General features: G+C 40.7%; 7 protein-coding genes. 5 read left to right on the forward strand and 2 right to left on the reverse strand.

Annotated elements, in window-relative coordinates:
- Nucleotides 1-977 (reverse strand): restriction endonuclease subunit S (locus Q0241_RS16415; RefSeq protein WP_299379472.1); only part of this gene is annotated, 977 nt, incomplete at its 3' end.
- Nucleotides 974-2,521 (reverse strand): type I restriction-modification system subunit M, encoded by a 1,548-nt coding sequence (locus Q0241_RS16420; RefSeq protein WP_299379475.1) that lies wholly within the window; start codon nucleotides 2,519-2,521, stop codon nucleotides 974-976. The genes Q0241_RS16420 and Q0241_RS16415, both read right to left, overlap by 4 nt.
- A gap of 616 nt (nucleotides 2,522-3,137) precedes the next feature.
- On the opposite strand from Q0241_RS16420, the gene Q0241_RS16425 reads away from it, so the two are divergent.
- The 5 genes from Q0241_RS16425 to Q0241_RS16445 form a co-directional block, all read left to right on the forward strand.
- Nucleotides 3,138-3,539, forward strand: coding sequence for a hypothetical protein (locus Q0241_RS16425; protein WP_299379478.1), 402 nt, complete (start codon nucleotides 3,138-3,140; stop codon nucleotides 3,537-3,539).
- A 174-nt stretch (nucleotides 3,540-3,713) separates the two neighbouring features.
- Nucleotides 3,714-4,343, forward strand: a complete 630-nt coding sequence (locus tag Q0241_RS16430) for a Tn7 transposase TnsA N-terminal domain-containing protein (protein WP_299379480.1) — start codon at nucleotides 3,714-3,716, stop codon at nucleotides 4,341-4,343.
- 13 nt (nucleotides 4,344-4,356) lie between these two features.
- Complete coding sequence (locus Q0241_RS16435; RefSeq protein WP_299379483.1) at nucleotides 4,357-6,339, forward strand: Mu transposase C-terminal domain-containing protein; 1,983 nt, start codon at nucleotides 4,357-4,359, stop codon at nucleotides 6,337-6,339.
- A gap of 29 nt (nucleotides 6,340-6,368) precedes the next feature.
- Nucleotides 6,369-7,244, forward strand: a complete 876-nt coding sequence (locus tag Q0241_RS16440; RefSeq protein ID WP_299379485.1) for an ATP-binding protein — start codon at nucleotides 6,369-6,371, stop codon at nucleotides 7,242-7,244.
- On the forward strand, nucleotides 7,244-8,820 hold a 1,577-nt coding region (locus Q0241_RS16445; RefSeq protein WP_299379487.1), incomplete at its 3' end, for a TniQ family protein. The genes Q0241_RS16440 and Q0241_RS16445, both read left to right, overlap by 1 nt.

An 8,820-nucleotide genomic window follows, 5' to 3' on the forward strand; every position in this document is an offset into this window, starting at 1 on the left:
ATGATTATGCTATTTAGGTTTTTCTTGTTCAGTTTTGGCTGGGCTGCTCCTGAAATGTATGGCGTCAGATCAATGTTGTTCAAAAAATATTCAATGTATTTTCGTTCAGAATATGTTTCGAACTTTAAAATATGAGCATGATTATTCACCCAGCTTTTACCGCTAATGCTGAATGCTATAGGTGTTTTTCTTGCTATCAAATTGGCGCCATCTTCAGAAACTAGTAAAAAATCGCCATCAAGGATGTAATCTTTCACGTAATCGACAATGCCTGATGCACCATAATATGGGATACCCCCTGCTTCTCTTAGGCCACTTGTTATGGGTTTGCGTTTTGAATCGAGGTTATCCGCAAGTTTCCCCAACGGTTTATATTCCACGTCAGCCTCATCAAAAGTGAGGAGTTGGTCGCGATAATAGTTGTATTGCTTTTTACGGGTTTTAAGCTCGGTTTTAAGCTCGGTTTTAAGCTCGGTTTTAAGCTCGGTGAAAGCGTCCAATATGCGGACGATTTCCGCTTGGATCTCTAGCGATTTTTCAGGGTTGTCTGGGCAGGGGATGGGGATTGTTAATTTTTCGACGGACACTTTAGATAAACGAGGAATGCTTGCCCTACGAACCTGTGCCAAAATTTTATTCTGCTGGTTCAAAAAACAGTGATATAAATACTTACTTAGGAGGTTGCCAGTATCTAAGCAAATATAAACATCATCAGCTGCCCAAAAGGCAACATCGCTATAGCCAACTTCGCCAGCAGCTCCTGCACAAATGATAAAAGTTGTATCAGGTTCAACATTGCTTTCATGATAATAACCTAAGGGTTTCATGCTGTTTTGATAAACTGCATAATTACCAATTTCTTCCAATTGGCTTTTCACCAGCCTTTTTCCGCGTTTTAAATTAACTACATCACCCAACGGTTTCCACTCAGCTTTTGTTCCATCCAGCAGCTTTTCCAGATAAGTCAGCTTGCTCATGCCTCAATCTCCACAACAATGGCATCAATATCAGCACGCAGTTGGTCGATCTTGCCAACCGTGGTTTTGATCTCAGCATTCAGTTCGGTAATATCAATCACTTCGCGATTGTCTTTGGCCTCAACGTAAGAGGAGACCGACAGGTTGTAGTCATTGGCAACAATCTTTTCAAAGGGAACAGACTGGGCAACGTGGTCGACATTTTCTTTGCTGTCGAACATGTCCATGATTTTCTGAATATGCCCATCAAGCATGACGTTATTATTGGTTTCTTTTTTGAAGAATTCCTCACCACTGGCATCAATAAACTGGGTGTTGGTGTCAGTTTTGTGTTTTGAAAGCACCAGAATTGTCACGGCAATGGTGGTGCCATAAAACAAGTTGGGTGCCAGCGAAATCACCGTTTCCACATAGTTGTTATCAATCAGGTATTTACGGATTTTTTGTTCCGCCCCGCCACGATAAAAAATACCAGGGAAGCAAACAATGGCGGCGCGCCCCTTGCTGGACAGGTAACTGAGCGCATGGAGCACAAAAGCAAAATCAGCTTTGGATTTGGGGGCGAGAACGCCAGCCGGGGCAAAACGATCATCATTGATCAGGGTTGGATCGTCTGATCCGACCCATTTCACCGAGTAAGGCGGGTTGGACACAATAGCATCAAAGGGTTTGTCATCACCAAAATGCGGCTCAATCAGGGTGTTGCCCAGCTGTATATTGAACTTGTCATAGTTTATGTTGTGTAAAAACATGTTCATACGGGCCAGGTTATAGGTGGTGTGGTTGATCTCCTGACCGAAAAAACCTTCTTCAACAATATGGGCATCAAAGTGCTTTTTGGCTTGCAGTAGCAAAGAACCAGAACCACACGCAGGGTCAAATATTTTATTGACGCTGGTTTGCTTATGCATAGCAAGTTGGGCAATTAGCTTGGAAACATGCTGAGGAGTAAAGAATTCGCCGCCGGATTTGCCAGCATTGGCGGCGTAGTTGGAAATCAGGAATTCATAGGCATCACCGAATAAATCTATCTGGCTGCCATGGAAATCGCCAAAATTCAGCTCTGCTACACCCTTGAGCACAGAAGCTAAACGGGTATTTTTGTCTTTCACCGTATTGCCCAGGCGGTTACTGGTGGTGTCAAAATCAGCAAACAGGCCTTTGATGTCCCCTTCAGAAGGATAACCGTTAGCGGAAGTTTCGATTTCGGCAAATATCTTGGCTAAGTCAGTATTCAGGCTTTCATTGGTGTTGGCACCTTTGGCAACATTGGCGAAGAGCTGGCTGGGGTAGATAAAGTAGCCCTTGGTTTTGATGGCATCATCTTTGATCTCTGACGTAATGACGTTATCGGACAATTCAGCATAATTGATGCTATCGTCATCGGCTTCGATATAAATGGCAAAATTTTCGCTGATAAAGCGGTAAAATAGAGTGCCGAGTACGTACTGTTTGAAGTCCCAGCCATCGACAGCACCGCGAACAGCATTGGCGATCTGCCAAATCTGGCGTTGCAGTGCAGCGCGTTGTTGGGTGCTTGTCATGATTTAATTCCTGTTTGATACATTTTAAGTTGCTATTAGCTTTACTGATAATTTAACCCGAGTACAACTAGGCGTATTGAGATCGTTCACTAAATTTCAATCGGGAGCAAAATTTTTAATATCGCTATAGTTTCCTATAGTAAACGTGGAAATACAAAGGAGATTTAGTCCACGGGAGGACATTGATTTGAGGATAGCGTTTTTAAGTGAAAATAATATTTTTCAGTAAAAAAATGCAGCGGATAAATCTGCGTATGATTTAAACTCGGATACCATTTATTATTAGGGTATGATCCTTTTTTGATTGTCATTATTATCAATGAGTTATTTTTATTATATTTGCGATATTTCAGAAAATTCCGATTTAATTAAATTTTCGATTTTATTTCTGCATTTAAATTATCGGTTAAATATCAAATTTCAGATAAATATTGGGGTGAATACTCATTTTATTTAATGGTATAGAATTTTAAATAAATTTAAGTTATTGAAAAATAACAATAATTAATTTAATTCCGATAATTATAAATAAATTTCAAAAATCCAAAAAAAAATGATTTTCTCAAAAATCCGACCCTAAGTTTTAAATACGTTAAAACTAAAAGGGATTTTTAAAATGAATACTAACCTAGTTGATACGTTTATTAATACGACCATTTGGGATTTGGTTTGGGAACTACCAAAAAATCTAAATAAAGCCGACAGGGATAAATTAGTACAGGCTGGGGAGTGGATGGAAGAAGCCTTCTCCCTTGCCCGTGGCATTCAAAGCACTCCAGCCAATAATCCTGCCGAAATATTTGCCCGCGAAGATGCCAAACAGATGGTCGTGGATTTAATTGAAGAATTTAATGGGGTGTTAGACCAATTAAATCTTCAGTCTGAGATATATTTGAAAACGTATAAGGTTTCTGATGTTGATTTTGACCTCTGTGGGTCAGAAAATTTCTTTAGAGTTAATTATTTAAATATTTCTATTTCAAAAATAAAAGAAGTTGCTCTTCGAGTAATTAAATAATCGAAAACCCACAGCCAACCTAGGCTGGCTGTGGGTTTTAATTTATTTTTGGGCGTAATTAAATTCGGAATTAAATAAAAAAATATTGAAAATTTCAGTTTTTTTTATACCCAGAAAAATTTTTCAAAAAGACCCTAATTATTTTTCAAAGCAATTAACCTTTGGAGAAAATAAATGTTTGGACCTGGTCGTAAAAATATCGTTGTGAAGAAAAAAGCTACTTTCCGTGGTTACTTTCAAAGCAACAAATTGAATCGCATGATAGCCTTTGAATCTGGCAATGAATTTAATGCCTGTAAGCTTATAGAAGTTGATCCCGGCGTAACTGATTATAAAGAGCAGCCAGCCGCGATCCCATATGAACTCAATGGTCGATCACATACATACTACCCAGATTTTTGGGTTAAGAAATACGGGCAGGAAACTTTTGTTGAAGTTAAGCCCGCTGAAATATTGAAAGACCCAGAAATTCGCTCAAAGTATGGAGCGATAGAAGAGACCCTTAAAGGGCAGGGGTATAAGTTTACATTACTAGCTGATGATGAAGCAGCTAAACAGCCACGCCTGAGAAATTCAGAGCTCTTACTTCGTTATGCTCGTTCTGAATACAGCCACCAAGATGTTGAAGCCATCAAGTCTCTCTTTATTCGAAGTCGTGAAGTCACCCTTCAGTGCTGTTTTCGAGCGCTGAAGTTTGAAAATTCAATTCAGAAAACTTACGCGATGGTCTGCGCTGGAGTGCTTTTAGTGAACACGGGTGAAGAAGACATTAATTCAAACACAATTGTTACGTTAGCAAAATAAGGGGGAATAAATAATGGTACAGGCAAAAAGAAATTCAACAGCTCTAAAATTCTCCGTTGGAGAAGCGATTCAAATTAAGAAAGCTCATTTTAAGGTGCACCGTTTGGTTGGTGACGAAGTCTATTTGGAACAAGAAGAAACATCACATATCAAGCAATTTAACATGCACGATATTATCGATCTCTATTTTGATGGCCAAATCAGACTTGGAGAGTGGCGTCAGGTTGCTGGAAACGATAATTGGCAACGACCTTTTAGTAGCTTTACTGAGAGAGATCAAAAAGCGGCTCTTCGTACAGAGGCATATCTAAAAGCAGTTCATGAAGCTATGCCTGACAAGTTGAATGATCGTAAAATCGACGTAATTGTTAAGTCTGTGAACCCTGCTGACAAGGGGATGTCCTCTCGGCAAATCAGAAGATGGTTGGTGCGTTGGCTGAATGCTGGCAAGGATATTAAAGCTGTTGTTCCTGGAAATCGTTTCAAAGGAAATAGGACTGAACGGCACCCATCTCTATTAAATGACTTTATCAAAGAGGCAATTGATGAAGTTTACCTGGACCGCACAAGAGGGACGGTAGAGGCAACCTATCTTTATGTCCGTAAGTGGATCAAGGCTTACAACAAATCTTTATCAGATTTTGAGCATATGCCAATTCCATCCAGGTCAACTCTTTACAAAAAGATCGAAAAACTCGACCCATATGAAAAAGCCCTTAAAAGGGAAGGTAAAGAGATTGCTGATAAGATTTTTGAGCCAATTTTTTCGATGAAACGTGCAACACGGCCCATGCAAATTGTTCAAGTGGATCATACCAAAGCGGACATCATGGTTACAGTTAAAGGGAAAATAACTGTTCAAAGGGTTTGGTTAACGCTTGCTATAGATCAGTATTCCCGAGTGGTGGTGGGGTTTCATCTGTCCTTAAAAGACCCTTCTTTTAATTCTCTAGCATCTTGTTTGAAGCACATGATACGCCCCAAGACCAATTATCGAAAAGAGTGGCCTTGTTTTGGTTGTGCTGAAGAGATCCTTGTTGATAACGGCGCAGATTTTCACTCAACGGCGTTTCAAGATCTTTGTGCCACTCTTGGGTCTAATCTTCGTTATTGTGAGGCCGCCCGTGGACGCCAAAAGCCTCATGTTGAGAGATTTTTTAAATCTCTAAATCATCGTTTATTCCACCTACTTCCTGGAACTACTTTTGAAAGCCCTTTAAAGCGAGGTGATTATAATTCTGTGGAGCAAGCGGTAATCGATTTTGATTCCATGGTGCAAATTCTCGAAGAACATATTGCTATTGATTATAACAAAAAGTGGCATAGAGGGATTAATGACAGTCCGCTAAATGCGTGGAATAAAGGTGTGGAATTATACCCTGTTAACGTGCCATCCAGTGTTGCTGATCTAGATTTAATTTTTGCTCACTCTAGGAAACAAGTTGTTAGTCGGCAAGGTGTTGAGATTAACTGTACGCATTATAATTCGAACAAATTAAATGATCTTTATGCCCGGCATGTTGGTGAGAAGGGCAAAAAATTTGTCATCAAGTATAACCCTGACGATATGACCAAAGTATGGGTACAGGATCCCGCTAGTGGACTCTACATTGAAGCTTATTGTCTGGATCATGACAGCATTGATGGCATCACTTACGATGATCAGAAGCGAGCAATGGCTCAAGTACAACTTCAGCGTAAAAAAGTTGAAGAACAATATTTTGATGAACTTCCAACGGAAAATCTTTCGGACAAATTCAAGGTTGGAAGACTGCGTGAAAAATCAACAAGAAAACCCCGTCGTCTACCAAACGACAAAGCCGTTCTTGGGCCAAGAAATACCCCTGATAATTTTGATGGGTTTCTAGGTATCGACGGTCCGGTTGAGGATGTCTTTGAAGATCCAGCTGATCCATATGATGACGGAAGTCGAGTTATAACCGAAGACGATGGTTTTGAGGATTTTTACCTCAATCAACCAGATCAAGACGATTAATAACAAAGATAATTTTAAGGAATTTTATAATGGAAAATAATTTTTATCAAAACATCCAAAAGCTTGGAAAGTTGACTTCTTTGTACGTCGACAATCAGCAAACATTATTTGCAAAAGAAGATCTGAAGGCATTTTTAATTTCTGAAAAAGCTTCTGAAACCAGTAGTTATTATACGCTTCTGGGTGAGGCCGGGGCTGGAAAAACTATGTTCGTCAAGCAATTCTGCAAAGCGAATAGTAGTATTAATTCTTTATATGTGAAGTTGCCTTCTGCTTGCACAAGGAAGGCTGTTGCTCAAAGTATCCTGTTTGAATTAGAGGATCCAAATTATCTGCGAACGGGTGCGACCAGTCACAATATGATGGCACGGACAAAGCATTGGTTACAAAAGAAAAACATTGGACTTATTTTTCTAGATGAAGCCCAGCAACTGATTGAAAGTAAAAATGAGAAAGTCATTTATGATACATCTGAGTGGTTAAAGGATGCGGTAAGCGATTGGGGAATTCCAGTTGTGTTTGTCGGCTTACCAAAGTTTATCGATGTAATAACATCTAACGATCAATTTAGCCGCCGTAGGTGGGGGCATACTGAGTTTCCTGAGGCGATATGGGAAAATATGACTGATCGTAAGGAATGGTGCTCATTCCTTCACGAAGTTGAAGGAGGCTTACCCTTTCCTACAGAAAGTAACTTGTCTTCACCTACGATTGCACACGCTATATTACAAGCTACCGGGGGCATGAGAGGTATAGCAATTCAGTTGATTATTAGGGCTGCTAAATTCAGCCTTTCTGATGGAGAGTTCTCTCTCAGTGTACGGAAATTTTCCCGCGCATACCAAGATTTAAGTTTGGGTGTTCAAAACCCCTTTAGTGGTCTTCGCGAGAAGGCAGTAGCCTAATGAAATTATTAGAAACCCCTGCCCCGCACACTGATGAAAGTCTGCATGGCTACCTGATGCGGTTATCAGATCTTAGTATGTATGACTCTCTTCATTGGATCAGTGAGCTTGTAGACGCTAATACCTATTCTCCTGCGGGATTGATTAACTTGGCGCAGCATGCTGGTGCTCTAACAAGTTATGTTGGGCAGGATATAAATACCTTGATGAAGATTGGGTATACTCGAGGAACATCAAAGAAAGCACCAATGCAGGCATTTGGAGGGCAGTTGATCCGTCGGGATATTGTGGATCTGAAGGCCTCAAAAGTATGCCCTGAATGCCTAAAACAGTCTAGCCATCATCGTCAGCTCTGGGATTTGGCAATTTTTACACATTGTCCAGATCATGGATGTGCTCTTTTTAGCAACTGCCCATCTTGCAACACAAGGCTGACTTGGAGCCGTCAAACACTGGGACGTTGCAAGTGTGGCTTTGAGTTGCAAACGGCTTGTGATGTTGAAGAAGCCCGCTCAGTCAGAGAATTGATGAAGACAATTAAAGTCAGCGCGGGAATACATGTTGATTATAAATTAGCAACTCCATTCCGGGAGCTGAGTGATCTCAGTGTTATGGATTTGAACAAGGTTATTTCTTTACTGGGATTTCTATTAGGTAAGGTAAATAGTTGCGATCTGTCTCGATTGATTGGGCTTTCGACGACAGATCGCAAAGAGTTACTTTTGGAGGCCTCTGAGCTATTGGTGAATTGGCCAAATAATTTCTGGAAACAACTCGACAAATTTAAAGAGGGACGAGAAGCTCAAGGCTTCAAAACAGCTGGTCTACGTAAGATGTTTGGTACGTTTTATGTACGTCTTTACGACTCAGAGAATACGACGGCCTTCAATCTCTTTCGAGATTCTTTCAAAGGGTACTTAGCTGATCGTGGATTGACGGGAACAATCAAAAACCAAGGTACTACTTTCGTATGGGGGCCCACTAGAGATAAGAAAACTCTCAATCGAGATGAAGTTGAGAAGTTTTTAAAAGTTGGACCGAAGAAAATTCAATGGCTTGAGGGCATGGGTGTTCTCAAAACTGTCATGCTGGAATCCATAGAAAAGAAATACCGCAACTACACTGCAGAGAATGTGGCCCAGGCTAAAAGCTATCTGTCTAGCCTTATAAGCCTAGATCAACTCTGTCGAATTATTGGTATCAGTCGTCAGGTCGGAGATGACTTGGCCGCCCATGGGCTGTTAAACGCAGTCCGTGGACCCAATGTGGATGGAAATAGGAACTGGGTCTTTTCTTCTTCAGCACCACAGGACTTTCTAAATAGATTGGCTAAGAAGGCTGTAACTAGCAAAGGCATCTCATCTCAAGATTTGGTTAGCCTTAACGAGGCATTTTCAGGGCTGCGGCAATACGGAGTAAGCCACCTAGATGCGATAATGATGGTTCTAGGCGGTGAGCTATCGGTCTATTTGCAAAGGGATCCGCCAAAGGTTCTTGGAGACATTCTCGTAAGAAGGGGGGATTTATCGGTCCAAGGCATTCTTCAAATGAAGTCAGGTATCCGGTCGCTTGTAAC

The organism is uncultured Kiloniella sp. (assembly GCF_937128705.1).
GTDB lineage: Bacteria > Pseudomonadota > Alphaproteobacteria > Kiloniellales > Kiloniellaceae > Kiloniella.

Excerpts from the sequence above, each read along its gene's own strand:
- Q0241_RS16420 (WP_299379475.1), bottom strand. The coding sequence starts at position 2,521 with ATGACAAGCACCCAACAACGCGCTGCACTGCAACGCCAGATTTGGCAG.
- Q0241_RS16425 (WP_299379478.1), top strand. The coding sequence starts at position 3,138 with ATGAATACTAACCTAGTTGATACGTTTATTAATACGACCATTTGGGAT.
- Q0241_RS16430 (WP_299379480.1), top strand. The coding sequence starts at position 3,714 with ATGTTTGGACCTGGTCGTAAAAATATCGTTGTGAAGAAAAAAGCTACT.
- Q0241_RS16435 (WP_299379483.1), top strand. The coding sequence starts at position 4,357 with ATGGTACAGGCAAAAAGAAATTCAACAGCTCTAAAATTCTCCGTTGGA.
- Q0241_RS16440 (WP_299379485.1), top strand. The coding sequence starts at position 6,369 with ATGGAAAATAATTTTTATCAAAACATCCAAAAGCTTGGAAAGTTGACT.